Consider the following 25,936-nt stretch of genomic DNA (forward strand, 5'->3'; position numbering starts at 1 on the left):
GCGCTGACGCCTCTCGACCGCGTAGCTGCACAATCCCTCCTGGGCTGATGGCAACCATCTCGCTCGGCGACGAATCCAGACGACCGGCTCTGATACGTTCGAGACGTACGCGGATGTGTACGAACTACGAGGTGGTATGCCTGACCTGCTCTTTTGGTGCTTGCGCGGCGGCCTTGCGCCCCGAGGTGGAGGTCAGTTCACCGCTCACCAGGGGTTAGAGAGCGTCCTTGACAACTCTGTATACCTTAGCAAAATATGCCTCCTGTTGCCCCTTACTCAACATGTCGAGAGGCTCTGACGGAGGATTTATAGCCTGAAAGCGGTTCAGGTCAGAGTCTTCATAGTGGGACGAGCTGACTAGAATTGGAACTATTCTCACACCTCTGCCCTTGGCGCTCTCTAGCAGCGGAGCCAACTCGTTATTATGAATAAACTCGGATGCCATGAAATCTGCACTTACGAGAAGAATGGCAGCGTCACACGATTGAATCGCGTTCTCGATCTCATCGCTCCATTGGTCCCCAGCGCGGATCTGCCTATCATTCCACAACTCAACTCTTCCGACTCTCTCAAGGGGCCGCATATGTATAAGCAATCGATCCAACCAATACTGATCCTGGTGGCTATAGCTCACAAATATCTGATTCCGCGGTACGACAAAAGTGCGCTCGATTGACGATCTTGCATATGGTGGTGTGGACTGCCGGCCCCTTACCAAGATATTCTTGAGTATATGGATTAGCCTATCGACATCATCTCGGAATGTAGAGTTCCTAAGGTAGAATGCTTGTGTAGATGACAACCATGCTAGATCTTTGGGCAACTGCGCGCGGGACGGAAAAGTGGCTTCGTCTACCAGAATAGGAAAAACGGAAGTGCCGTATCTCCGGGCTGCTTCAAGTTGGATTCGCACGAGGTCGTGGGGATTCTCCAGAAGTCGCTGCCCTTCTAAGTCAGTAGCCGTCAACCATTGTGGTCCGATCAGTGCTAAAAGAACTCCACATGACCTGACGGCTTGTTCGATCGCCACTATAAAGCTGGCGCCTGCTCCGATAGTATCGATGTCCAAGAAGATGCGCTCTTGGTCGAATTGTTGAAGCAGGCTGTCATACAGCCGACCTGCATACGCAGCGGTGTCCTTCCTGCGATAATTGATGAAAATGCCACTGCGCTCCAAGTCGGCCACGGTGGCGGTCCCTTCTGAGAGGCGGCCTCATGATCGAAGCTGCCTAGCCATTATCGCGCTGGGGTGGAGCCCGGCCTGGGGTCAACCTGGCTTGTGGTTGAGTTCTGATCGAATCGACGATCTAGGCATCTCGTCGGCACGAGTCAACTCGTACCGATCACGCCTTGTCAATGCTTTAGGCAGCAGAAGGCAGCGCTGACGAGACTGCGACTGCTGGCACCCTCCGAGGTTGTGAAGTCGGCAGAGGATCTGGCCGCGTCCGACCATCGTGTCGAGCTGTGGTTCGCCAGTCCCTCCGCTGAGCACGGCTCCTGGGACAGCTTGAACGCCGACCGACAGACCAAGCGCAGACTTCATCGAGGCATACCGCCGCCGGTTCCGTTTGGGTAAGGGCAAGGCCATCGAAGCTGGCCGGCAACCGCCGAAGGGCTGAATTGCCTTGTTGAGCAATGCAGTCTGGCGAATCGAAACGTGTCCGCGGGATCGACACCCTTCCCATCATCGGAACCCCAAGACACGGCAGACTAGAAACTAGCGAGTGATGGCCTCGTCCTCGAGCGTCGGATCGGCCCCATTTTCGAGCGTCGCCGACACGCCACAAGCAAGCCCAAAGGCTGCTCGTGGGGCCGCGGGCGGGAGATTAGGCTGAATCTGAGAAGCGCGATGTCTGATCGTGGTCGAGGGCGCGTCAGGGGCGCACGGGGACGGGAAAAGATGGCATACGACGACAAACGTTGGTGAACGCGATGGACAGCATCGAGCCTAGCCACACTAGGTTTCGAGGGCCGCCAATGAACGTTGAGAGACAGCACAAACCCGGCTTGAATGCCCTCTCAAGGCGGTAGCGCGGGTTCGAATCCCGTCGGGGCTACTTCTCAAAATGCTTCCCACTAGGGGAAATGCACACCATCAGCACCGGCGAGAGGCGAGTTGTGCCGTTGCGGGGCTCATCAGGGGCGCACGAGGGAGCAAGATTCTGAGCCCCGCTGCGCCCCAGGTTTGGCCTGGCCCCGCGGAGTCGTTCGCCAGTATGGCTCTGACCAGGGATTTTGGTTGTCGACAGGGCATGGCGCTAACGCCCTGCAGGGGCGGTAGCACAACGTCAGAAAAGCAAAGTCATATCGTGGCCAGAACGGTCATCTCCACAGCGCCCGCGCTGCTCGTGTTTGGTCACGAGGTGTTGCGAGGCCCCGACTCGGCCTTGAGTCTGCGCTTGATTTCGGTCCAAAGCTTGCGCTGCATGCGTCGACCGAGTGGTCTCACCAGGGGACTGAGCGTCCGGAGCCATCCCTTGGCTTAGAGGCTGATGATCATCGCGGGCAGCCCGTTAGGCGGCGTTGTTCCTTTAACGACCAGCTGCGACTCGGGCGTCTCGGCTCGGTCCCGTGGAGTCAGGTCAGCGTGTCAGGCCGCAAACACCTGCAAGGGGACAGTCCCGACACTTCCACGAGGCTTGTTGGGTGGGGAAGGCGCTGCGCGCCTTGACCGCGGGACGGTACTGGTGTTCAGGCGCTCGTTCGTGTTCGTCGAGAAGAGCGCGGTGGAGGGTACGTGCATCGGCACCGTTGCAGTGCTTTTCTCCTGTGCTGAGGGGCTGCATATCGGTTGAGGCTTCCTATTGCTCGTGCCGCCGGTCAGTGCTTGTGTGGTTCTATGCGCCGGGGGGTTTGGGCGAGCCGAGGTGGACTTGCACGAGTGGTGTGGATGTCCGTCTTGTTGTGTCTTGTGATCGCGCCAGAATCGGCGCTGGCCTCCCGTGCCGGCTCGTTGCGTACCGAGTGGTCAGGCGTTGGCGGGACCCATGCCGACTTCAACGGGGACGGTTTCGCCGATGCGGCGATCGCGGAGGTGTTCGCCGGTGTCGGGGGTGCCGTGCGTGTCATGTACGGGTCTGTCGACGGACTGACCTCGAAGGGATCGCAATATTGGACCGAGGACGATCTCGGCGGGGAGGCGCACCGATGGGACTACTTCGGGGGATCTCTGGCGACGGGTGACTTCGATGGCGACCACTTCACCGATCTTGCAATCGGTATTCCGCAGGCCGAGCTCGAGCCGCCCTTCGGTGATGAGGGAAGTGATCGTGGGCTGCTGCGTATCGTATACGGGTCTGCGCGGGGACTGACGAAGGCGCGGAGCCAGCTGTGGAACTACGGCAGGATGACGGGAGACGCCGACTTGGGCAGGCGCTTCGGCAGCGCGTTGGCAGCGGGCAATTTCGGCAAGGGTCGTCAGGACGATCTCGCCGTGGGTGGCGCTAACGGGGAGCCGGTGGCGGTTCTCTACGGCGGTGCGGCGGGTCTCGCCTCTGCCGGCTACCAACTGTGGAGCCAGAATAGTGCTGGAATTGCGGGCAAGACTGAGTTGGAAGACGAATTCGGTTCTTCGCTGGTCGCCGGTCACTTCGCCGGACGTGTGTATGCCGATCTCGCCATTGGCGTCCCCGGCGAGGGCGTCGCAGAGGCGAGTGGGGCCGGCGCGGTGAACGTCATCTATGGCTCTGCCGCCGGCTTGACAGCCACAGGGAACCAACTGTGGAGCCAAGCCAGCCCGGGTATCGCGGGGACCCCCGAGGCTGGTGACGGATTTGGGGGATCGCTAGCGGCCGGAAGCCTGGACGGCAAAGTGTCTGACGCTTTGGCGATCGGTGTCCCCGGCGAGGGGATCGACGGCAGGGCGAATGCGGGCGCGGTCAACGTTGTTTACGGCTCCTCGAATGGACTGAGAGCTGTAGGCAACCAGTTCTGGAGTCAATCCAGCCGCGGTGTTCCTGGTGTTCCAGAGGCCAACGATGGTTTCGGCTCCGGACTGGCCATCGGCAACTTCGGTCGGAACGTTGAAGGCCGTGCCTATGCGGACTTGGCCATTGGGGTGCCTTTGGAATCGGTTGGACGCGCGTGGGAGGCCGGTTCGGTCACCGTCATCTATGGGTCTCCCTCAGGTGTCCGCGGTGCGCACAGTCGCGTGCTTACCCAGGCAACACCTGGGGTGCCCGGCCAGCCGGAGGAGCAGGATCGCCTAGGCACGGCGTTAGCGGCGGCTAACTTCGGGAACGACTTCTCAGGACGAGCTTTCGATGATCTGATCATGGGCGCCCCCTTCGAAGGTATTCCGCCTAGTCCCGACGGCGACGGCGCGATCATCGTCGCCTATGGTGACACTGGAGGGCTGAGCACCCGCCGCTGCGAGATCTGGTTCGCACTCAAGTTGGGCCATCCCCCGAACGATGACTCGGGTGGCGTATTCGGTGCACCGCTTGTCGCCTGATACATATCTTGTTCACCCATGCAGAGGATTGGCCCGGCTTCTAGGAAGCGAGCTGCGGCCCCACCGACACGAAGCGTTCATACCGCCGAGTTGTTTGTCCGATCACTTGGCCGCGAAACGGTGGACGACGTGAGCTCGCCCATGGTGGCCGACAACAGCTCGCGGCTGAGGTACTGGAAGGACTGTGGCGGTCGTAAGTTGGGGTCGAGGTGAGCGAGTCGGACAGGCTCAATCAGTCTGCGTGGATTCCTGACCTTGATGGCGTGGGCGGTTGCCGCGCCGGCGTAGTACGAGTCGAAGGCTTTCCGGGCGATGGCGCCGACCGTCCCGAACGCCGCCCAGACCCTCCGGGGGCTTGAGCTTTCGGTCTCCTCGACCTCGACGATCCCGACGACACGCTGGACGGGCGCGGTTGCGTAGATGACCATGTGAGTGACGTCAGCCGGCAAGCGTGTTCGACGGAACTCGACCTGTTTGCGGCCGTCCAGGATGGCCTCGGCATATGTGGGGTGGATGGAGAACAGGGCTACTCGGCCACTGTCGCTTTGAGCCATGCCATTCCCTCCGTCCCGACCTGGGTGATGGACTGGGGCCATGAGCGGAGTAGCCGCTGCTCTGTGAGGTCTTGAAGGGTGATGGGGTCGTCGCGCAGGACGCGGTCTTGACGGAACATGATGACCAGCACGGGGCCTCGCTTGACCAGTTCTTCGATCTCGTTGACGGTGTACACCGTTCTTCTTCCGACCCTAGCGGCTAACTCTCCCGCGTCGTGGCTTACGAACGTCGACTCGCAGATTCCGATGACGAACACCGCCTTCGCGTCTCGGCTTCGGTAGAACAGGAGCGGATCTCCGGGTTGGAGAAGACGGCTGGGCGAGTTGCACAAGTACGCCTTGCGTAGTGCGTTGCCGAAGGGTCGGCTGCTGAGACCCGCAGAGGCTGGGAGGAGGGCATCTTCGTCGGGTGGCTCTGCGTCGGGGAAGAGCGCTCGGTGCCAGCGTGGTTCGATCGGCACGACGTGCGTTCTGACTGGTTCCCACATCAGTGCCGGAGGGCCGTATCGGACGTGGTGCTCCAACGGTGTTAGCGATGACAACTGACTGGTCGGGAACAGCGGTTTGGCATAGACGAGTTCACCAGCCTCAGTCTTCAAGTCGAGCGCGTTGAATCCAAAGTCCTCGAGGAGGGCGATGAGCTGGACATGACGTGAGAAGACGGTCAAGTAGATGCCGCGGGCGTGTTCGAGGTGCGCCTGTTCGAAAACCGTCTTTAGAAGCAACTCGCCGTACTTCTGGCCGCTGTACTCAGAACCGACCTTGAAGGTGGCCAGCTTAAGCTGCGGACCCGGCAGCCCGAACTCGCCGGTCGGTTCCTGCTTGAGCAGACACACAGCGGCAAGCCCGTGCGCGCCATCGACAACTAGTGCATCCCGCTGGCCGCGTGACGCTTTGCGGAACCAGTTCTCGAATCCGGGGTAATCAGCCTTCAAAGTATCGAAGAGTGGGTCGCTACACGTAAGTTCATGAACCTTGACGCGACGAACAGCAGGAGGAGGGCTCGGCAGCGGCGCGTGAAGGGCACGAAGAAGCTCTAGAGCCTCGACCAGGTGAATGACGGAATCGGCCATCCCCAGCTTCCGGGCATGCCTGTGAAGACCTTGGTCTTCAGTGACCAGATAGTCGGCCGCATCGCCGACTACCGCTGCCAACAGATCGTGGTCGACCGCATCGTTGGACCACGGTTTGGTCGCACCCAGCGCTGCCAATTGCTGCGCGGATACCTTAGGCGGATTCTCCAGCATCGGATACCGGTCGAACACCTGCAAACGTGCCTGGCGCTTCTTGCTGTCGTCGATGCGGTTGAAGTCGGTGATGGAGGACGGGTGTACGCGAAGGTCGTGGTGGTGCCGAGTCGCGAGTTGGTGAAACTGCATCGCAACGTGCGCGCCCGCCTCTAGTTCGGAACTCAGCGGGTCGCTCTTGATCGCTATGTTGCTGTCAAGCAGGAACAGCACGCACACACTCTCCCGGTGGAAAGACCAATATCGGCTTCAAACTCGCTGGCGACTCCGTTTTGTTATCAAGACGACCCTAGCCGGGGGATTGTGTGCACAACTGACGTGCAGCCTCCCATGACGACTGCGGGCCTATTCCCCTTGGAGCAGCCGGGGATTCTCGTCGGCTGTTCTCACTCCAAGGGGCTTCACCAAGGCCGTCATCCGTCGGAGTCACCGGACCTCTTCTCGAATATGTTCCGGGAATCTGAGAAGCGAAGTGTCAGATCCGCGTTAGGGGGCGCCTCAGGGGCGCAGAAGATCGAGAAAGGATGGCGTACGACGACGGACGTTGGTGAACGCGTTGGTCAGCATCGAGCCTAGCCACAGCAGGTTTCGAGGGTCGCTAGTGAATGTCGCGAGACAACGCAAACCCCGCTGGATTGCCCTCTCAAGGCGGTGGCGCGGGTTCGAATCCCGTCGGGGCTACCTCTCAGTAATGTGCGCTTGACCAGGGCGAAAGCCCGCCTAGAATTTCTAGTCGCCTTTCTTTGGACCCTCTGTGGGCGCCTCAGGGCCGCAGGAAATCCATGATCAGGTGCTCTCTGCTGCGCCCGCCTCTCCAGCTATGACTGAGCAGGAACGTTCTCTGACAAGTGGAATCGCTGGGCACGGTCGTCCGCTACCGCGTGGAGGTGCGGCTGACGTCTCCCTGGCTCAGGCTCGCCGGATCTACAGACGGTTTGCGTCGATTTCGGAGGCGATCTGGCTGAGGTGGCGGAACACCGCGACGGGTGGCTGCTCTAGGTCGAGGTGATGGATCTGAAGCGTCGTGGTTGTGTGACGGACTCTGTGGGAGGGCGCTATCGCTGGTCCCTCTGTGTAGATGAGCCTGGCGTCGGGGAGATCTGCGGCGGTGGTAGTCGAGCAGCTGGTAGAGGTCGGCTTTGAACCCATCGCCGATTTCTGTCCCGCTTGTACTTGACGTCACCGATGAATCGCCAGCGACCGTCAACGACGTCACCGTGGGCCGCGGGTGGCCTTCAACGACTACGGCACGACGAACGAGAGTGTGGACTTTCACGCCGAGAACAACAGGGCTTGGAACTCGCCGGCGACAGTTCCCGTCCTCCTCGCCGTGCTGAACGCCGTGGGGAGCGGCGGGCGTGAGACTGCTCCCAATAGCGCTCCCGTTAGGGAGCGCTGTCGGCAACCTGCCAGTTCGCGCCATCGGGTCTTTCCCGTCGCTCAAGTCGAAGGAGGCACCCCAGACGGGCCCTCAAGCTGACCGTATCGTCCGCGCTGCCGCGCCGGGGCTGGCTACCTGGCGTTCAAATATCTAAACGGTTGGGGCCTTTCAGGGCCCCGTTTGCCTATTTGAACGCTGAACGGTCTTTGGGTGCGTCCGTGGCCCATATGGTTCTCGGCGGGGGAGCTCAACGGGGGGCTCACGGTCGTACCGGGGGGCACGAGACATCGTGATCGGATCAAAGAAGCAGACACGGGGGGCCACGCGCGCCTCGAGGACTTTCCGCAAGGTGGCGCTGCTCGCAGCCGTGGTCACCGCTATCGGCCCAGTTAACGCGCCACCCGCCATGGCCTCCAGCGTGGCCTCTGTCGTCCTCACTGGTGGCACGGGCACGGCGACCGTAGGTGGGACGTTGTACGCCAAGCAGGGTGCCGCGGTGACGCTGACCGTCAACACCAGCAGCGACACTGAATGTGTGGACGTGGCGGGCGCCATCACTGGGCATCAGCAGTCCGCCACACCGAAGTCCTCCTGGACATTCACCACCACGGCGCCAGCCGGCAACGGGGCGCAAGCCGTCACGGCCATCGCCTCCGTCAAGTTCAACAGCAACAACGTTTGCTCGGGCTCTTCCGGGTCCCTTCAAGGCTCCTACACATTGGACAACACCGGCCCGGTCGTGACCTCTGCGCTGACCCCGGCCGCGAACGCAGCCGGCTGGAGCAACACCGACACGACCGTCAAGTGGACTGCGACGGACGCCGGCTCCGGCGTCACGGCCGCGCAGCCGTTCAAGACCGACTCTGTGAACGCGAACGGCATCGTGACCCTGACCGCGCCGGCGCAAACAGACCGCCTGGGCAACACCGGCGCGGCTGGCTCCGTCACCGTTCGCGTGGACAAGGCCAAGCCGAGCATCACAGCGGCGCAGACCAAGAATGCCGACGGCACCACAACGGTGACCTTCAACTGCGCCGACGGTGGCGGTTCGGGCATCGCCAGTTGCGTTGCCGACGCCACCAGCCCGGCGAGCAGCTCCAAGACAGTCGGTCCGAATGTCACGGTAACCGGCACGGCAATCGACGTCGCCGGCAATACGACCACCGCGACCTCCACCACTCCTCCGGCTGACGCCACCGCGCCGACCATCACCCACGCCGTATCGCCGGCCGCCAACGCGGCCGGCTGGAACAAGACCGACGCCACAGTGACCTTCACCTGCGCCGACGAGACCGGCGGTTCGGGCATCAAGACCTGTCTCGCCGACGGCACCACGGTGGCTTCGAAGACGGTCAGCATCGAGACCAACGGCACTCTGGTCGGTGGCACCGCCACTGACAACGAGGGCAACACCGCTAGGGACTCGGTGACGGTCAAGCTTGACAAGACCGCGCCGACCGCTGCCGCGACCCGCGCCCCGGCAGCCAACGCCGCCGGCTGGAACAACACCAACGTCACGGTCAGCTTCGCCGGCACCGACACAGCTTCGGGGGTGGCCAGTACCACCGGCGACAAGGTCCTCACGGAAGGGGCCGATCAGAGCGCGAGCGGCACGGTCACCGACGCCGCCGGCAACAGCGCAACCGCCTCGGTTACCGGTGTCAACGTCGACAAGACGGCGCCGTCGCTGAGCGGCTCGTTCTCGTCCGGCTGGCACACGGGTGACGTGACCGTGGCTTGGAACTGCATTGACACGCTGTCCGGCCCGGCCACCCAGCCGGCCGACACCAAGGTGACCGGCGAGGGCGCCAACCTGTCCGCCACCGCCACCTGTACCGACAAGGCCGGCAACACGACCACCAAGACGGTCAGCGGCATCCAGATCGACCGCACCAACCCGACCACCGGGATCAGCGGCACCTCCAACGACTGGGCCAACGGCGAGGTCACCGTCACCCTCAGCGCTGCGGACAACCTGTCCGGCGTCGACTCGACCAGCTACACCGTCGACGGCGGAGCAGCCCAGAGCGGCACGAGCTTCACGCTGTCGACCGAGGGCGACCACACCGTCACCTTCCGCAGCACGGACACCGCCGGCAACGTTGAGGCCGTGCAGACCGCGCAGGTCAAGATCGACAAGACGGCGCCGACGATCAGCCACGCTTTCACGCCGCTGGCCTACAAGAACGGCGCCTGGACCAACAAGGACGTCACTGTGACGTTTACCTGCGCCGACCAGGGCGGCTCTGGCGTTGCGAGCTGCACCGAGCCGGTCACCAAGAGCGCTGAGGGAGAGCACACCGTCACCGGCACCGCGACCGACGGGGCCGGCAACTCCGCCACCGACAGCGCGAGCGTCCGGATCGACACCACCAAGCCGACGATCACCGCGAAAGCCGACCGGGCGGCCAACGCTGACGACTGGTACAACAACGACGTCACCGTCAGCTATACGGCCACCGACGCGCTCTCCGGAGTCAGCGGCACCCTGGCCAGCGGCGTCCTGAGTGAGGGCGCCAACCAGAGCGCCAGCGCCACCGTCACCGACGAAGCCGGGAACACCGCGAGCGCCGGCGTGACCGGGATCAACGTCGACAAGACCAACCCGGTGCTCAGCGGCACCTTCTCGGACGGCTGGCACACCGGCGACGTGACCGTGCACTGGTCCTGCACCGACGCCCTGTCCGGCCCGGCTGCACAACCGGCCGACGACACGGTGACCGGTGAGGGCGACGACCTGTCCTCAACCGCCACCTGCACCGACAAGGCCGGCAACACCTCAACCAAGACGGTGGACGGCATCAAGATCGACCGCACCGATCCGGCCACCGGCGTCACCGTGACCGGTGAGACCAACAACGGCTGGTACAGCAAGGGGACGACGGTCAGGCTGAGCCCCAGCGACAACCTCTCGGGTGTCGACAAGACGTACTACTCCGTCGACGGCGGCGCCGCTGAGGTCTACTCCGCGACCGTCTCCATCACCGAGGACGGCACCCACACCTTCACCTACTGGAGCACCGATGTCGCCGGCAACATCGAGAACACGACCGGCAACAGCGTCACGCTGAAGCTGGACAAGACGCCGCCGACGCTGACCGGAGCAGCCAAGACCGCTCCTGATGGCACCAATGGCTGGAACACCGGCGACGTAGTCGTCGGCTGGACCTGCTCCGATGCCACGTCCGGCGTCGACGGCACTTGCCCTGCCGACAGCACGATCACCGGTGAGGGCGAGAACCTGGGCGCCAGCGCCTCGGTGAGCGACCTGGCCGGCAATGCGACGAACAAGACCGTGGGCGGCATCAAGATCGACCGCACGGACCCCACCACGCAGGCGAAGGTCGCGGATCCGAACGGCGACGGCTGGTACGGCGACGCCGTCCAGGTCAACCTCATTGGCTCGGATAACCTGTCCGGGATCGCTGCCACCATGTACTCGGTCGACGGTGGGGCTGCCCAGGATTACAGCCGCACCTTCTCCTTCGGGACCGAGGGCACGCACAAGATCTCCTTCTGGAGCACGGACGGCGCTGGCAACGTCGAGACCGCCGGTGCGCCGATCACCTTGAGCATCGACAAGACCGCGCCGACCACGACGGTCATCAACCCGATCTCGCCCGCCAGCGGCTGGTTCGTCTCGAGCGGCATCCCGTTCGCGTTCGACGCGAACGACGCCACCTCCGGGATCAAGGCCACCTACTACACGGTCGACGGTGGCGCCCGGCAGACCTACGGCGAGCCGTTCACCGCGGACCTGTCGACCGGCGAGCACACGGTCGTCTACTGGAGCGTCGACCTCGCCGGTAACGAGGAGGCTCACGCCACCACGAACACCATCGAGGTGAAGGTCGACACGCTCGCCCCGACGATCGACGCCACCCGCATGCCGGCGGCCAACTCGTTCGGCTGGAACCGCACCGACGTCAAGGTGGCCTTCACCTGCACCGACGCCGACTCCGGCATCCCAAGCGACGTCACCGACGGGATCGCGGGCTGCGGCCCCGACCAGACGGTCGCCAGCGAGGGCCTGGACCAGTCCGTCCAAGGCGACACCCAAGACGTCGCCGGCAACAAGAGCTCGGTAACGGTCGACAAGATCAGCATCGACAAGACCGCCCCCTTCCTGACGGGCGCCCCCACGGGTGACTCCAACGGTGGCGAGTGGTACCGCGGCGATGTCTCGATCGCGTGGAGCGGTGATGACGTCCTTTCGGGTATCGACCTGGCCACCCAGCCGGCCAACAGCACGGTCAACGGCGAGGGCCGCAACTTGGGCGCCTCAGCCAGCATCAAGGACAAGGCCGGCAACACCGGCACCAGTTCGTATGCCGGTATCAACATCGACCGCACCCCGCTGGGCATCACCGCCCAGTTGCCCGCCGGCAAGAATGCCGTCGGCTGGTACCGCGGCGCCGTGACCGTCGGCTTCACCTGCACCGACCCGGCCCTGGCCGACGGGAGCGCTGGCTCCGGCGTGGGCAGCTGCCCCTCCGACGCAGTGCTCTCGGGCGACGGCGCCAACCAGAGCGTCAGCAGCAGCGAGGCGAAGGATGTGGCGGGCAACACCAGCACCAAGACCGTGACCGGCATCAACATCGACGGCCACGAGCCGCAGACCACCGCAGACAACCAGTGCACGAACACCAACGGCTTCTGCACCGGCGGCACCGCCACGGTCGTGCTGAACGCGACCGACGTCGGCCCGTCCGGTGTCCAGGAGATCCGCTACACCATCAACGGCGGCACGGAGCAGGTTGCGGCGGGCGCTAGCAAGTCGGTCAGCGTCCCGCTGTCCGGCACCGGTACGGCGACTGTGAAGTACTACGCGGTCGACGTGGCCGGCAATACGGAGCCGGCCAACCAGGTCGCGCTCACGTACGACAACATCGCCCCGACGGTGACTCACACGGTCAACCCGAAGGCGAACGCGTCGGACTGGAACAACAGCGACACCACGGTGCACTTCGACGCCAAGGACACCGACCCTGGCTCCGGGGTTGTAGCCGGCAGCGCCACCCCTGACCAGGTGATCAGCACCGAGACCAGCGCCAAGGGCCTTGTGGTGAACGGCTCGGCGAAGGACGCAGCGGGCAACACCGGCAGCGACTCAGTGACGATCAAGCTCGACAAGACCAAGCCGACCATCAACGGAGCCATCACCGGTGGCACCCTGGGCAGGAACGGCTGGTACGTCAGCCCCGTGAAGACCCACTTCACCTGCTCCGACACGCTGTCCGGTCTCGCCTCCTGCCAAGACGACGTCACCGTGTCGACCAACGGGGCGGCTCAGTCGGCCAACGGCTCGGCCAAGGACCTCGCTGACAACGTCGGCACGGCTTCGGTCTCCGGCATCAACATCGACAACGAGAACCCGACCATCACCAACGTCAACGTCGCCGGCGGCTTCTACAAGGCCGGTGCCGCTCCAGCGGCGACCTGCACCGCGACCGACAGCTTCTCCGGCCTCGACACCTGCAAGGTGACCGTGACCGGTGGTACGGCCAACGGGGTCGGGACCTTCACCTGGACCGCGGCGGCGATCGACAAGGCCGGCAACACGAGCACCCAGACCGGAACCTACAAGGTGACCTACCGGTTCGACGGGTTCCTGCAGCCGATCAACGACACCGCGCACCAGACCGGGCTGACCACGAGCGTGTTCAAGGCCGGAAGCACCATCCCGGTGAAGTTCCAGCTGAGGAACTCTGCTGGCACGATCGTTGAGTCGGCCACCGCGCCGGTGTGGCTGAGCCCGGTGCTCGGCGCCAAGATGACCATGCCGGTCGACGAGACGGCGGTCACCGTGTCGGCGGACACCGGCTCGACCTTCCGGTACGACTCGGGTCAGTACATCTACAACTGGAAGACCCCGAGCACGGGTGGTAACTACTACCAGATCGGGGTGAAGCTCGACGACGGCCAGATCTACTACGTGAACATCGGTCTGCGCTGAACGAACTTGTGACCACGAAGCCCCGCACCCCGTCAGGTGCGGGGCTTTGCGGGTCCTGGGTGCGGAGCGCCGGCGTGGCTGTGGCCGGTGAGGCTCGTGCCCCCTAATCCGACAGTTGTTGGAAGAACCGGGCAAGGTCTCACTCGACCAGACGGACCTTCGGCGGCGTCGACGCGATGAAGCTGCGATGTTTCGGTCACAATGTTCGCCCCGGCGGTCACCGTGGTCTCTGGCGCGACGAGCGGTTCACTGCCCCGTTGAGGCGGCCCCTCCGCGTTCGAATCCCGGAACACCTGTGTCGGGTCGGCGGCTGTGCTGCGGGCACACCCGTCCTGGCTATGCGTACGCCTTGGCCCTTATAGGATGACGGGCATGTGCCCCGAGGAGGTGTCCGGAGGAGCACGGGCACGCCTGCGGCTGGCCCGCCCCGGCGTCTGGGTGACGGCGGCGGGCTGGGTGGTGGGTCTGATCGTCACGGCGATGATCCTGTGGAGCCCGTACCTGTCGTCGGGCTTTCGCAGCCCGTCGCTGCACCTGATGCTCGACACGGCTGACGCCTGCATCGCCCTGCTCGTCGCTTATCTGGTGCACGCACGCTTCGCCCGCCGCTACTGCTGGCAGGACGGCTTGCTCGCGCAGGGTCTTGTCCTGCTCGCCGTGGCCGGCTTCGGTCTGGGAACCGCCACCGAGGCCCTGCCTGGGGTGCGGGGAGGAACGCTCGACATCTGGCTCCCGCTCGCGGTCCGGCTTTCGGGCGCTCTCCTCATCCTCGTGGCGGCGCTCGTCGCCGATCGGCGGATACGCCATCCCCTCGCACACCGGCATGCGTGGCTGCTGCCGTCGGCCATCGTCCTGCTGGCGTCCTCGGTCCTGTGGAGCGTCCGGTCCAATCTTCCGGTGGCATTCGACAGCGCCTCGATCCAGGGCTCTGCCGGGCATCCGCTGCTGACCGCGCATCCGGCGCTGCTGGTGGCGCAGGCCTTCTCCGCCGCTTGTTTCCTCATCGCTTCTATCGCCTTCACCTTTCAGTCGGCCCGCCGCGACGACGAGTTGCTGCGCTGGCTCGGTCCGGCCTTCGCCCTCGTGGGCTTCGCCCGCGTCAACTATCTGCTCTTTCCCTCGCTCTATACCGACTGGTTGTACACGGGCGACCTGCTGCGCACCGGCTGCTACCTGCTGCTCCTGGTTGGGGCCGGCCGTGAACTCAAGGCGTACTGGACGTCTCAGTCGCGGGCCGCCGTGCTCGAGGACCGGCGCCGGCTGGCCCGTGAGTTGCACGACGGGGTGATTCAGGAGATCGGCTTCATCCGTGCGGAGAGCTTCGCGCTGCCGGCCGACCTGCCGGCGGGTGATCGCATCATCGCCGCTTGCGATCGCGGGTTGGACGAGGCGAGGGCGGCGGTCCAGGCCCTGGGCCGCCCCGCGGACGAACCGCTGGGCTTCGTGCTTCACCGGGCGGCGCGGGAGTTAGCCGAGCGCTACCAAGTTGACCTCGAAGTGGAGGTCGACGACTCCATCAGCGTCCAACCCGATCAGCAGCACGCCTTGATGCGCATCACCCGCGAAGCGGTTTCGAATGCAGTCCGCCACGGCAAGGCGGGGCGGGTTCACGTCACACTCAGCCGAACAGGCGACTGCCGGCGCCTTCTCATCCAGGACAACGGGCAGGGCTTTGATGTCGGGTGTGCGGTGACGAGCGCCGGATATGGCCTCGTCAGCATGCGGGACCGGGCCCGGAATCTACCGGGGACCTTCGACGTCGACGGCCAAGGTGGAGGGGGAAGTCTTGTGACGGTGACGTGGTGACGGGGAAGCCGATACGGCTGGTGATGGCCGACGACAACGCCCGGGTCCGGGGCCAGATCCGTCTGGCGCTCGAGGCAGGTGGCTGCGAGGTCTGTGCGGAGGGGGCCAATGCGGAGGAGGCAATCGCGCTCGTGATGCAGCATCGGCCCGAGGTCGTGCTCCTGGACATCCACATGCCGGGCAACGGGATTCGGGCCGCCCAGCAGATCAGCCGCAGCCTGCCGCAGACCGCCATCGTGATGCTGACTCAGTCGAACGAGGATGACGACCTCTTCGACTCCCTTCGTGCGGGGGCCTCCGGTTATCTGCTGAAGGACGCCGACCCGGCGACTCTGCCTGCTGCGCTGCGGGGCGTCCTTGCCGGTGAGGCAGCCATGCCGCCCCGGCTGGTGACGCGGATCCTGCAGGAGTTCCGCGGGCCGTCCCGTCGGCGCTTCCTGCGGAAGTCTGCGGCGGCGGACAAGCTCAGCGCGCGGGAATGGGAGGTGATGGAGATGTTGAGCCAGGGTCACTCGACCGAGGAAGCGGCGGGTCGGCTGTTCGTCTCACCCACCACGGTCCGAGTTCACGTCTCTGCCGTGCTGCGCAAGCTGCGGGTCAAGGACAGGGAGACTGCGTTCGGGCTGTTGAGCGGCCGGGATGACCCCCTCGCCGGGGAATAGTCAAGGCCGGCGGGGTTAGTGACGCCAGGTCCGCGGAGCACGCCACTGTCCTTCGGCGTTTGGGCATTCAAGCGCCTGGAGCGGCGAACAGTCGGGCTCCCCGCCCTATTGTTAGGTGGAGGTCGGGCGGACTCCGCCAGCAAGAGACCGCTTAACGGGTGGATCGTGGAACACCGAAAGCGACGCGGGTCCTGAGCGAGGGTCAACGTGTCCTGATCGACGATCCTTACCGTTTAGGCGGCGTCATGGTGACCGTGTGGACGAGCAAGTGGGGCGTTACACCCGCGAGGCGACAGGTAGGTGACGAGTGATCATCGATATGAACGGGCATCCGCGACGGCACCGGACCGGCGCGGCTACTGGACGGGCGAGGTGACTTTCGCCCCTGCAACGAACCGTTCGGGGCTGACAGATTCTCAGGAGGGCGTCTGCGCTGCCCTTTGAGCGGCCCTACGGCGTCTCAGGTCGCAAACTATCTGGGAGGAGTAGATGATGGCCAAGATCTTCATCCCTTACGGGACCACCGAAGGGCAAACCGCCAAGATTGCCGACTACATCGCCGACGTGATCCGCCATTACGGCCATGAGGCGGAACTGGCAGACCTCAACGAGTCGCCGGATCGGATACCGGACGGTTACGACGGCGTGATCGTCGGGGCCTCCATCCACATGGGCGAACACAACAAGCGCGTGGTGGAATTCGTGCAGAAGAACCGCGACACCCTCCAGCGGCTCCCGTCGGCGTTCTTCTCCGTCAGCCTCGCCGCTCACGGCGACACCGAGGAGGCTGAGGGGTACGTCGAGCACCTGGAGGAGGAGACGGCGTGGCGTCCGGCGAGGGTCGGTCTGTTCGGTGGTGCCCTCCTTTACACCCATTACGGGTTCGTCAAACGCCACATGATGAAGAGGATCGCTCGGAACAAGCCAGGCCACCTCGGGACAGACCTTTCACGCGACTACGTGTACACCGAGTGGGATGGCGTGACGAGGTTCGCCGAGGATTTCTTGGACTACCTCGCTGCTGGAACGGCCACGACCAGCGGCTAGCCCATCGGCGGCGCCAGGTGCGGGTCGTCGGAGCCGTCGATACTGTGCAGCTTCATCGACGGTCGCCATATTGCGCGGAAACGATGCGGGCGCTCCTTCGCCGCTTGTGGGTGTGGGTGTTGGACGTAGAAAGATCAGTGCTGCGTGCCTCTGGGAAGGCCTGAGCGGCTGAACGCTGTCTGGTCTCTATGGGTGTGACGCCTCTCTTGTGACGCCGGGGCCAGTGCGCCGCGCAGCACGGTGGTTAGGGAGCGGTGACCTGGGGGATCGTGCCGAACTTGAAACCGCGTTTTTTCAGCGTGTCGGTGATGCAGGGGAGGGCGTTGGCGTCCCGGGACTGGGAGCCCACGTGGAACAGCAGGATGTAGCCGTTGCCGCCGTTGCTCGCCGCGCTCATCGAGTCGACGACGCGGTCGCAGATCTGGGCCGCGGTCAAGCCCTTCCAGCCCCACGAGTCCAGGGTCCACAGGGTGGTGCGGCTGAACCGGTTCGCCCCGGCGTCGCGCAGGACCCCGCTGTTGTAGTCGCCGTAGGGCGGACGGAAGTACGGCCTGGTGGTGTGCCCGGTCAGGCCGCGGATCTTGTTGTTCGCCCGGATCAGCTCCTCGGTCCGCCGCGCTGGGGTCAGGGCCGCCTTCCCAGTGGAGAAACCGGTGAAGGATTTGTGGTCCCAGGTGTGGTCGAAGATGAGGTGGCCTTCGCCGAATATCCGTTTCACGTAGGTGGGGTGGGCCGCTGCCCACGTCCCGGTCAGGCCGAAGCCGGCTTTGATGTTGCGGTTCTTGAGGAAGTCGAGGATCTTCCCGGTGTTGCCGAGGTCGGAGCCCGCGTCGAAGGTGTAGGCGACCATCTTCCGGCTCGTGTTGCCCCGGCGGAGCGTCTTTGACGGGGTCCCCTGCAGCACGGTGTAGCGCGAGTGCACCCAGCCGGTCGCGCCCCGGTAGCTCGTCTTGAACCAGTCACCGGAGGCCGCGGTCAGGGTCAGCAGCGTACCGTGCGGGACGCTCCTGAGCACCGTGCAGCTTGTTGACGCGCAGGACCGCAGGTTCAAGGTGCTGTACGGGGTGCGCGTCTTCGCGGTCAGGTTGGCGACCCCGACGGCCGCCGCCTGGCTCGGGTGCCCGAGACCGAGAAAGCCCCAGAGCAGGGCCACGAGCACACCCATCAGGACTGCCATCTGCCTATGCTTGCCAGTCACGACCACACCTACCCCCACCAGCTCTGCTTCTTCACGCCACGCTATGCGGACAGCTGACGTCGCAGCAGGGCTGAAAGTCCTGACTTCCGACCTGGTGACAGAGCGGACCGCGGAGTCACACGCGGACGTCGCCGGGCTCAACTACGCCGAGCAGCGCGACCTCTCGGATGACCGATGGCTTCCCCACCGGGTGGTGCTGGGCACCGAGACCAGCCAACCTGCGGGAACATCGACATCATCTGGCAGTTGGGGCTGGACAGCCCTTCAGAGCACACTTTGAGGCGCCGTACCAACCGGGGACGCTGACAGCTGTCGGCTACTGCGGTGGGGTGGAACAGGCGTGGACGTCGCTGACGACAGCGGGCGATGGGAGGCTGGCAGCTCAGACGGATCGGCAGCTGCTCGATGCCGATGCGGTGATGGTGCCTTCGTCGCCGTCGAACTTCAGGACGAGGACGGCCACGTCGCCACGGCAACGGACCGTGTCGTGTTCGTCGAGGTCACCGGTCCGGGAACCCTTCAGGCGCTCGGAAGTGCCGCAGACACCGACCGGGCGGGGGTGCAGCGGCCCCACTCCGCCCCGATCACCTGTCAACAGCTGTCAGAGGCCCTGAGTGTCAGAGGGGGAGCCGGAAGTTGTCTCTGATCTGGGCTGCGACGGACTGGAGAAAGGGGGCGATGCGGGGTACGTCTTCCATGGTGAGTCGACCGCTGGGACCGGAGACTGAGATGGCTGCGAGGAAGGGTAGGCCGGTGAGGGGTACGGCGACGCAGCGGACCCCCAATTCCTGCTCGCCGTCGTCCAGGGCGTAGCCGAGGTCTCGGGCCTGCGCGAGCTCGGTGAGCATGGCGTCGATGCTCACGAGGGTGTTCTCGGTCCGCGGTGGCATCCCCGTTCGAGCCAGCAGGCGCGCCGCCTGCTCGTCGCTGAGCATGGACAGGATGGCTTTGCCGACGCCGGTGCAGTGCGGCATCACGACGCGGCCGACTTCCGTGAACATGCGCATGGACTGCGGGGAGGGGACTTGCGCCACATAGATGCAGGAGTCACCCTCGAGCATCGCCATGTTGGTCGTCTCGCCGAACTCCTCGACCGGGCTCGCCAGGTACGGTGTCGCCCACGAGCCAAGTCCGCGGCTGGCGGACTGTCCAAAGCGGATCATCCGCAGCCCGAGGGCATAACGCTTAGAGGGTTCCTGGCGTACATAGCCCTCGCTCATCAAGAAGCGCAGCAGCCTGTGGATGGTGGGACGGCACGTCGGTGAGTTGGGCAAGTTCGGAAAGCGACAGCGGACCGTCAGCGTCAGCGAGCCGTTCGAACAGGGTGAGGACGCGGTCGACGGACTGCACGCGCTCGGGGCTTCGGAGCTTATCGGCTTTTGCTTCCATCATGCGGAAAGCATAACCGCTCTCATCAAGGAGGAAACCTCTTGTTATTCCAGAAAGCAGAATCTAGTATCCACTACACGGAAGCAGCTTAAGATCGAGAGGAACTTCATGTCACGTCCCACCCCAGGTCACGCCATCACCATGAGGGTGGCAGCCCCCGCGGGGTTCAGCGCCACTTCAGAATTGACTGCAGCTGCTGCCTCAGCGGGCGCCGAGATCACCGCCCTCGACGTGATCGAGTCCACCCATCAGAACCTGGTGGTGGACATCACCTTCAACACCTCCGGGGAAGAGCACGCCGGTCGGGTCTCTGCTTCCGTGGACGCGCTGGACGGCTTTGAGGTGCGCAAGCTCAGCGACCGGACGTTCCTGATGCACCTGGGCGGAAAGCTATCGGTGGAGTCGAAGGTAGAGCTCCGCAACCGCGACGACCTTTCCCGGGCCTACACCCCCGGGGTGGCCCGGGTCTGCCTGGCGATCGCGGCAAATCCGGCTGACGCCCGTCGGCTGACGATCAAGCGGAACACGGTGGCTGTGGTGACCGACGGGACCGCGGTCCTCGGGCTGGGTGACATAGGTCCCGAGGCCGCGCTCCCGGTGATGGAGGGCAAGGCCGCCTTGTTCAAACGATTCGCCGACGTCGACGCGTGGCCGGTCTGCCTCGACACCACCGATACCGAGGAGATCATCATGATCGTCAAGGCGCTAGCCCCGGTCTACGGCGGGATCAACCTGGAAGATATCGCCGCACCGCGCTGTTTCGAGATTGAGCGGCGGCTGCGTGCAGAACTCGACATCCCTGTCTTCCACGACGACCAGCACGGCACCGCCATCGTGGTCCTTGCGGCATTGATCAACGCGCTTCGCGTCGTATGCAAGAACATGCATTCGGTGAAGATTGTTGTCAATGGGGCAGGAGCGGCTGGGCACGCGATCATCCGCCTGCTGCACGCCCAGGGTGCGGCGAACATCGTGGCCTGTGACCGCTCGGGCGCGCTACACCGCGGTGCCACCTACGCCGACGAGCACCGCCAGTGGATCGCGGACAACACTAACCCGGCGCGGCAGGACGGCAACCTCCACGATGTGCTGGTCGCCGCTGACGTGTTCATCGGTGTCTCCGGGCCAAACATCCTCGGCGCCGAGCACGTTGCGACGATGGCGGCGGGCGCGATCGTTCTGGCCCTGGCCAACCCAGATCCCGAGATCCACCCCCTTGAGGCAGCGAAGCACGCCGTAGTGGTGGCCACCGGGCGTAGTGACTTTCCCAACCAGATCAACAACGTGCTGGCCTTTCCCGGCCTGTTCCGCGGGCTTCTCGACGCCGCCGCACGTGACATCACCACCCCCATGCTCGTGGCGGCCGCCGAGGCGATCGCGGCTTGTGTCAGCGCCGACGAGCTCAACGCCAGTTACATCGTGCCCAGCGTCTTCGACCCGCGGGTCGCTCCGGCCGTGGCTGAGGCGGTTGTCGCCTCGGCCAGCCTCTGACCCGAACCGGCATGTCGATAGGGCTGGTTCGGCGCCGAGCGTGAGCGTAGCTTCCGCCCTTCGCGAGACCAGAGTCCTGGCGTCGGGGGTGTCCAAGACCATGGTGATGACGAGGTCGTCGTGCCGGCTCGGCCGCGCTGTTTGTGCAGTTCGAGGATCTGCCGCGGCATCTGTTTGGTGAGCACGCCCTTGGCCGCGATACGAGATTGTCCGAATTCCAGGTGAGCACCGGGATATCCGCCCCAGATTGATGGAGAGCAACGGCGCCAACGCGTCGAGCTGCCGCACCCAAACGTGAACGTTCGCAGGAACAAACCCAACTTCGACGGGGCGTGGGCGCGGGCGAAGAACCGCGGTAGTGGCCGATCCGACCGCGGCATACCGCAGCCCATCTTCCTCGACCGGACGGGCGACGAGATCCACACGTCGATGGAAGCCGGGGTGATGGTCCGCAAGGCCGAAATGAAGAACCAGCCCTGGATCAAGGCTACGAGGACAACAACGTCGACACGGGACTCGGCGCCGGCATGCACGGCCGCGCCCAGATCGGCAAGGGCATGTGGGCCATGCCGGACCTGATGGCCGATATGCTCGAGCAGAAGATCGCGCACCCCCTGGCCGGTGCCAGCACCGCCTGGGTGCCCTCGCCGACCGCCGCCGTGCTGCATGCGTTGCACTATCACCAGGTGGACGTCCGCGAGCGTCAGAACGAGCTGGCTGGACGACGCAGAAGCTCCCTCGGCGACCTCCTGACCATCCCTTTGGCCCCCTCCACCGATTGGTCCACTTCGGAGAAACAGAAGGAACTGGACAATAACATCCAGTCGATTTTGGGCTACGTCGTCCGTTGGATAGATCAGGGCGTCGGCTGCTCCAAAGTTCCCGACATCGACGACATCGCCCTCATGGAGGACCGCGCCACGCTACGTATCTCCAGCCAGATGGTGGCCAACTGGCTACGCCACGGGGTGGTCAGCGAGGAGCAGGTCACCCACAGCCTGCACAAGATGGCTGGGGTCGTCGACCGGCAGAACGCCGGCGATCCGAACTACCGGTCGATGAGCGACGATCCAGGTTCGAACATTGCGTTCAACACCGCGCGTGAGTTGATCATCGAGGGCACTCGGCAGCCGAACGGTTACACCGAACCCATCCTCCATCGGCGCCGACGCGAATACAAAGCGTCCATCTCCAGCGGCTGAGAGCTCACCGCCGGAAGTCGCAGTGAGCAGCGGCTGCCGCGCGATCGCCTGGAGCCCAGTCGGGTCCTCCGGACGGTTGGTGTGCCGCCGCTGGACCGCCTTCGTCACCTAGAGGAAGGACGTCTGCCGCTCCCACTGCTGCAGGATCGAGCTTTGGACCTCGACACCCCATCCGGGCGCGTCGGACAGGACGAACTCGCCGTCGCGGGCCACCGGGAACGGCTCGTAGACGTGCATGTCCGATGCGTCCTCGATGGTCCACTCGTGGAAGAGGCTGCACGCTGGCATCGCCGTCACCAGGTGGGCGGTGAAGATCGCAGTCAGCGACCGTCCCGAGGAGTGGGGTACGCACGGGATCCCGGCCAGATCGGCCATCTCGGCAACCTGCCGTGCGCGGGTGATACCCCCGATGTAGCCGACGTCCGGCTGGATGATGTCGACCGCGCCGTCGTTGACCAGTCGGCGCATGTTCTCGAGGGAGAACTCCTGCTCTCCGACTCCAACGAGGATGTCGAGGGTGTCGGTCACTCGCTTGGCGTTGTCGTGCTCCCAGAAGGGCACGGGCTCTTCGAAGTGCAGGTAGTCCTGGTGCTCCAGCATGCGACCCACCCGGACCGCCTGGCCGGGAGAGTAGGCGCCGTTGCCGTCGGCGCTCAGCTCGATGTCGTCGCCGAGCTCTTGGCGGAGCAGGGGCACTAGTTTCGACGTGCGTCCGTTGCTAGGTTCGGAATCGCGGCCGTTGCGCTCGCCGATCTTGATCTTGACTGCGCGGAAGCCGTGCTCGGCCACCGCCTTCACCATCCGGTCCACCTCCTGCTCCGGCGTCGTGTCGCGGCGCATGCTGGAGCCGTACAGCGGTACCAACGTCCGCGCCTTGCCTCCGAGCAGCTGGTAGACGGGCTGGCCCTTCGCCTTGCCGACCAGATCCCACAGGGCCGTGTCGACCCCGGCCAGGGCCCGGAACAGAAAGCTGCCCAACACCTTGTACTCGGCCCGGGCGCACTCCGCAGCCAGCGTCATGACGTCGAACGGATCGCGGCCGAGGTAGTTGCGGGCGACCAGTCTGTGCAGCACCATGGCGGTGATCTGCGCCTCGGAGTGTGCAGTCTGACCGTAGCCCTCCAAGCCGTCGTCGGTGCACACCCGCACGATGCAGCCGTGACCCGAGAACGTCTCAATGGACACGATCTTGGTCATGGCTGGCCTCCGGCGTCACCTCGCATGGGTAGGCTCACGCGGCCCGCGCGGGCAGACCGTAGAAGGCTCTGGCGTTCTCGGTGTAGATCTTGTCGCGGTGCCCCGCTGGCAGCCTGACCTGGAACGCGTGGGCCGGGTGGTCGAAGTCCCAGTGCGGGTAGTCCGTGGAGAACATGACCTTGTCCACACCACCCAGATGCTCGAAGACCTTGTGCAGGTCCGCGCTCCGGTGTGGCTCCTCGATTGGCTGCGTGGTCACCCAGAAGTGGTCGCGGATGTATTCGGATGGCTTCCGCCGCAGGTGTGGGACCTCGGACTTGAAGCGATGCCACTGCTTGTCCATCCGCCACGCCAGGGACGGCAGCCAGGCGAAGCCCCCCTCGATCAGGGCGATCCGAAGGTCGGGGATGTGCTCGAACACGCCCCCGAACACCATGCTGGCCACATGCGCCTGGAAGGCAGCCGACATCCCCGTGTGGTCCTCGATGTAATACGAGGGCCAGCCCGCGGAGCTTATGGGAACGCCGCGGACACCTCCGCCGTAGTGGATGCCGACCGGAAGGTTGTGTCGGGTCGCCGCCTCGTACAGCTTCCAGTATTTTCGGTCGCCGAGCGGCGCCGAGCTTCTGGCGACCAGCAGCACCTGTACGAAGCCGGGGTGGCCGGCCAGCCGCTCGATCTCCGCGACAGCCTGCTCGCTGTGCTCGGCGGGGACGATCAGCCCCGCCCGCAGCCGGGGTTCGGGCTCCAGCCATTCCGCGATCTGCCAGTCGTTCGTCGCTGCCGACAACGCGGCGGCGTAGTCCGGGTCGAGCTGGCTGCCGGCCGGACTGAGGCAGCCGAGGATCCCGAACTCGACGTTGAGCGCATCCAAGTGCTGCTGCTGCATGAAGCTCAGATCGGCGCCCGGCGCCAGCCCGGATGGAGGGAACGCGTCCCACCGGGCCGGCGAACCCTTGGGGTACACCGACCCTGAGTGCTGACGGGACCCGAAGGCGCGTTGGTGCTGCAGCCATCGGTTGGGCAGGAACGGGTCGAGCGACTTTGGTGACATCACGTTGTGGATGTCACAGTCGATGATCATCTGCTTGACGCGCGGGCCGGCCTTGGCCCTGGGTTCCATGATCGTGTCAGTCATTGTTTGGTCTCCTTTGCACTGCTCGTTGATGCGCGTGGGCCAGTCAGCACGGCAACTCCTCCGCTGCTGAGCCCAGGGGGCGGACGCCTGGCCACACCTACGCCGGCTTCCGTGCCGGCAACCGGTAGAAGGCGCGTGCGTTCTCGGAGTAGATCTGCTCCTTCTGCGCTGTGGGGATCCGCTCCTGGAAGGCGTGGGTGGGTGAGTCGAAGTCCCAGTGCGGGTAGTCGGTGGAGAACATCACCTTGTCGACGCCGCCCATGTGCTCGAACACCTTGGCCAGGTCACCGCGCCGGTGCGGCTCCTCGATGGGCTGGGTGGTGAACCAGAAATGATCACCGATGTAATCGCTGGGGCGGCGCCTCAGGGCGGGGACTTCTGAACGGAGCCGCTTCCACTGCTTGTCCAGCCGCCAGGTCAAGGACGGGAGCCACGCGAAGCCGCCCTCGATCAGGGCGATCCTCAGGTTGGGCAGCCGATCGAAGATCCCCGACAGCACCAGGCTGGTGACGTGGGCCTGGAAAGCCGTGGACATCACCGCGTGGTCCTCCAGGTAGTACGACGGCCAGCCGGCAGCGGTCACCGGCACTCCTCGGGCCCCGCCACCGAAGTGCACGCCGACCGGTAGGTCGTGACGGGACGCCGCCTCGTAGATCTTCCAATACCTCCGATCACCCAGCGGAGCGGAGGTCCGGGCGACCAGCAGGACCTGGATGAAGGCGGGATTGTCGGCCCGGCGCTCGATCTCGCGAGCGGCCAGGTCGCCGTCCTCCATGGGCACCACGATCCCGCCGCGCAGGCGGTCGTCCTGGTCCATCCACTCGTCGACCTGCCAGTCGTTGGTGGCGCTCGCCAGGGCCGCCCCGTACTCCACGTTCAGCTGGCCCGAGGCGGCCCCGAGGCAGTTCAGGACGCCGAACTCGACGCCCATCGGGTCCAGGTGCTGCTGTTGCATGAACCCGAGGTCAGCGCCGGCCGCCAGCCCTGACGGCGGCGACGCGTCCGCACGGGCGGCCCCCGGTGAGCCCTTGGGATACATGGCCCCCGTGTGCTGGCGGCTGCCGTAGGTGCGGTGGTGCTGCAGCCACCGGTTGGACAGGTACGGATCCAGGGACCCGGGGGAGATCACGTTGTGGATGTCGCAGTCGATGATGGGGAACCGCGGGGTGCGGTCCTTGGCACGTCCCTCGTCCAGCACGGTGTTGGTCATGGTGT

At 64.8% G+C, this 25,936-nt stretch carries 17 protein-coding genes; 8 read left to right on the forward strand and 9 right to left on the reverse strand.

Features of this window, described 5'->3' with window-relative positions; all coding sequences use genetic code 11:
* Positions 1-214 precede the first annotated feature (214 nt).
* Positions 215-1,186 carry a toll/interleukin-1 receptor domain-containing protein gene (locus JOE57_RS19350; RefSeq protein ID WP_204919829.1) on the reverse strand — a complete coding sequence of 324 codons (972 nt, stop codon included), beginning with the start codon at positions 1,184-1,186 and terminating at the stop codon, positions 215-217.
* A gap of 1,704 nt (positions 1,187-2,890) precedes the next feature.
* Here JOE57_RS19350 and JOE57_RS17245 point away from each other — a divergent pair.
* Complete coding sequence (locus tag JOE57_RS17245) at positions 2,891-4,453, forward strand: FG-GAP repeat domain-containing protein (RefSeq protein WP_204919831.1); 1,563 nt, start codon at positions 2,891-2,893, stop codon at positions 4,451-4,453.
* Between the two features lie 77 nt (positions 4,454-4,530).
* Here the strand turns inward: JOE57_RS17245 and JOE57_RS17250 are convergent, their stop codons facing one another.
* Positions 4,531-5,049 carry an ASCH domain-containing protein gene (locus JOE57_RS17250; protein ID WP_338041370.1) on the reverse strand — a complete coding sequence of 173 codons (519 nt, stop codon included), beginning with the start codon at positions 5,047-5,049 and terminating at the stop codon, positions 4,531-4,533.
* A complete protein-coding gene (locus tag JOE57_RS17255; RefSeq protein ID WP_204919835.1) occupies positions 4,980-6,467 on the reverse strand; it encodes a GNAT family N-acetyltransferase in 1,488 nt (495 codons plus the stop codon). The genes JOE57_RS17250 and JOE57_RS17255 overlap by 70 nt, the downstream gene beginning before the upstream one ends.
* Positions 6,468-7,984: 1,517 nt before the next feature.
* Here JOE57_RS17255 and JOE57_RS17260 point away from each other — a divergent pair.
* The 4 genes from JOE57_RS17260 to JOE57_RS17275 all read left to right on the forward strand — a co-directional run bounded on the left by JOE57_RS17260 (position 7,985) and on the right by JOE57_RS17275 (position 17,106).
* The gene (locus JOE57_RS17260) at positions 7,985-13,591 is read left to right on the forward strand and encodes an OmpL47-type beta-barrel domain-containing protein (protein WP_204919837.1); all 5,607 of its coding nucleotides are present in this window, start codon (positions 7,985-7,987) and stop codon (positions 13,589-13,591) included.
* Between the two features lie 372 nt (positions 13,592-13,963).
* Positions 13,964-15,397, forward strand: coding sequence for a sensor histidine kinase (locus JOE57_RS17265; protein ID WP_204919838.1), 1,434 nt, complete (start codon positions 13,964-13,966; stop codon positions 15,395-15,397).
* Positions 15,394-16,059 (forward strand): response regulator, encoded by a 666-nt coding sequence (locus JOE57_RS17270; RefSeq protein WP_204919840.1) that lies wholly within the window; start codon positions 15,394-15,396, stop codon positions 16,057-16,059. The genes JOE57_RS17265 and JOE57_RS17270 overlap by 4 nt, the downstream gene beginning before the upstream one ends.
* 489 nt (positions 16,060-16,548) lie before the next feature.
* Positions 16,549-17,106 carry a flavodoxin domain-containing protein gene (locus tag JOE57_RS17275; RefSeq protein WP_204919841.1) on the forward strand — a complete coding sequence of 186 codons (558 nt, stop codon included), beginning with the start codon at positions 16,549-16,551 and terminating at the stop codon, positions 17,104-17,106.
* 244 nt (positions 17,107-17,350) lie between these two features.
* Here the strand turns inward: JOE57_RS17275 and JOE57_RS17280 are convergent, their stop codons facing one another.
* Positions 17,351-18,283 carry a polysaccharide deacetylase family protein gene (locus JOE57_RS17280; protein ID WP_204919843.1) on the reverse strand — a complete coding sequence of 311 codons (933 nt, stop codon included), beginning with the start codon at positions 18,281-18,283 and terminating at the stop codon, positions 17,351-17,353.
* 361 nt (positions 18,284-18,644) lie between these two features.
* Here JOE57_RS17280 and JOE57_RS19355 point away from each other — a divergent pair, with 361 nt between their 5' ends.
* Positions 18,645-18,950 (forward strand): hypothetical protein, encoded by a 306-nt coding sequence (locus tag JOE57_RS19355; RefSeq protein ID WP_204919845.1) that lies wholly within the window; start codon positions 18,645-18,647, stop codon positions 18,948-18,950.
* Here JOE57_RS19355 and JOE57_RS17290 read toward each other — a convergent pair.
* Both JOE57_RS17290 and JOE57_RS19360 read right to left on the reverse strand, forming a co-directional pair.
* Entirely contained in the window at positions 18,922-19,524 is a 603-nt protein-coding gene (locus JOE57_RS17290) for an IclR family transcriptional regulator (protein WP_239578983.1), read from the reverse strand. The genes JOE57_RS19355 and JOE57_RS17290 overlap by 29 nt on opposite strands.
* Entirely contained in the window at positions 19,490-19,696 is a 207-nt protein-coding gene (locus JOE57_RS19360; protein ID WP_420827690.1) for a helix-turn-helix domain-containing protein, read from the reverse strand. Before JOE57_RS19360 ends, JOE57_RS17290 begins: the two co-directional genes overlap by 35 nt.
* A 105-nt stretch (positions 19,697-19,801) precedes the next feature.
* Between JOE57_RS19360 and JOE57_RS17295 the strand changes: the two genes are divergently transcribed.
* Positions 19,802-21,184 carry an NAD-dependent malic enzyme gene (locus tag JOE57_RS17295; protein ID WP_204919847.1) on the forward strand — a complete coding sequence of 461 codons (1,383 nt, stop codon included), beginning with the start codon at positions 19,802-19,804 and terminating at the stop codon, positions 21,182-21,184.
* Positions 21,185-21,660: 476 nt separating this feature from the next.
* On the forward strand, positions 21,661-22,386 hold the full coding sequence (locus JOE57_RS17300) for an aldolase/citrate lyase/malate synthase family protein (RefSeq protein ID WP_338041411.1): 726 nt from the start codon (positions 21,661-21,663) through the stop codon (positions 22,384-22,386).
* Between the two features lie 108 nt (positions 22,387-22,494).
* Here JOE57_RS17300 and JOE57_RS17305 read toward each other — a convergent pair whose 3' ends face one another.
* From JOE57_RS17305 to JOE57_RS17315, 3 genes are all read right to left on the reverse strand, one after another.
* Positions 22,495-23,583 carry a mandelate racemase/muconate lactonizing enzyme family protein gene (locus JOE57_RS17305; protein ID WP_204919849.1) on the reverse strand — a complete coding sequence of 363 codons (1,089 nt, stop codon included), beginning with the start codon at positions 23,581-23,583 and terminating at the stop codon, positions 22,495-22,497.
* Positions 23,584-23,617: 34 nt separating this feature from the next.
* Positions 23,618-24,721 carry an amidohydrolase family protein gene (locus JOE57_RS17310; RefSeq protein ID WP_239578984.1) on the reverse strand — a complete coding sequence of 368 codons (1,104 nt, stop codon included), beginning with the start codon at positions 24,719-24,721 and terminating at the stop codon, positions 23,618-23,620.
* Between the two features lie 97 nt (positions 24,722-24,818).
* Entirely contained in the window at positions 24,819-25,931 is a 1,113-nt protein-coding gene (locus JOE57_RS17315; RefSeq protein WP_204919851.1) for an amidohydrolase family protein, read from the reverse strand.
* Positions 25,932-25,936: the final 5 nt, after the last annotated feature.

Origin of the sequence: Microlunatus panaciterrae (genome assembly GCF_016907535.1) — a bacterium.
Classification (GTDB): Bacteria; Actinomycetota; Actinomycetes; order Propionibacteriales; family Propionibacteriaceae; genus Microlunatus; species Microlunatus panaciterrae.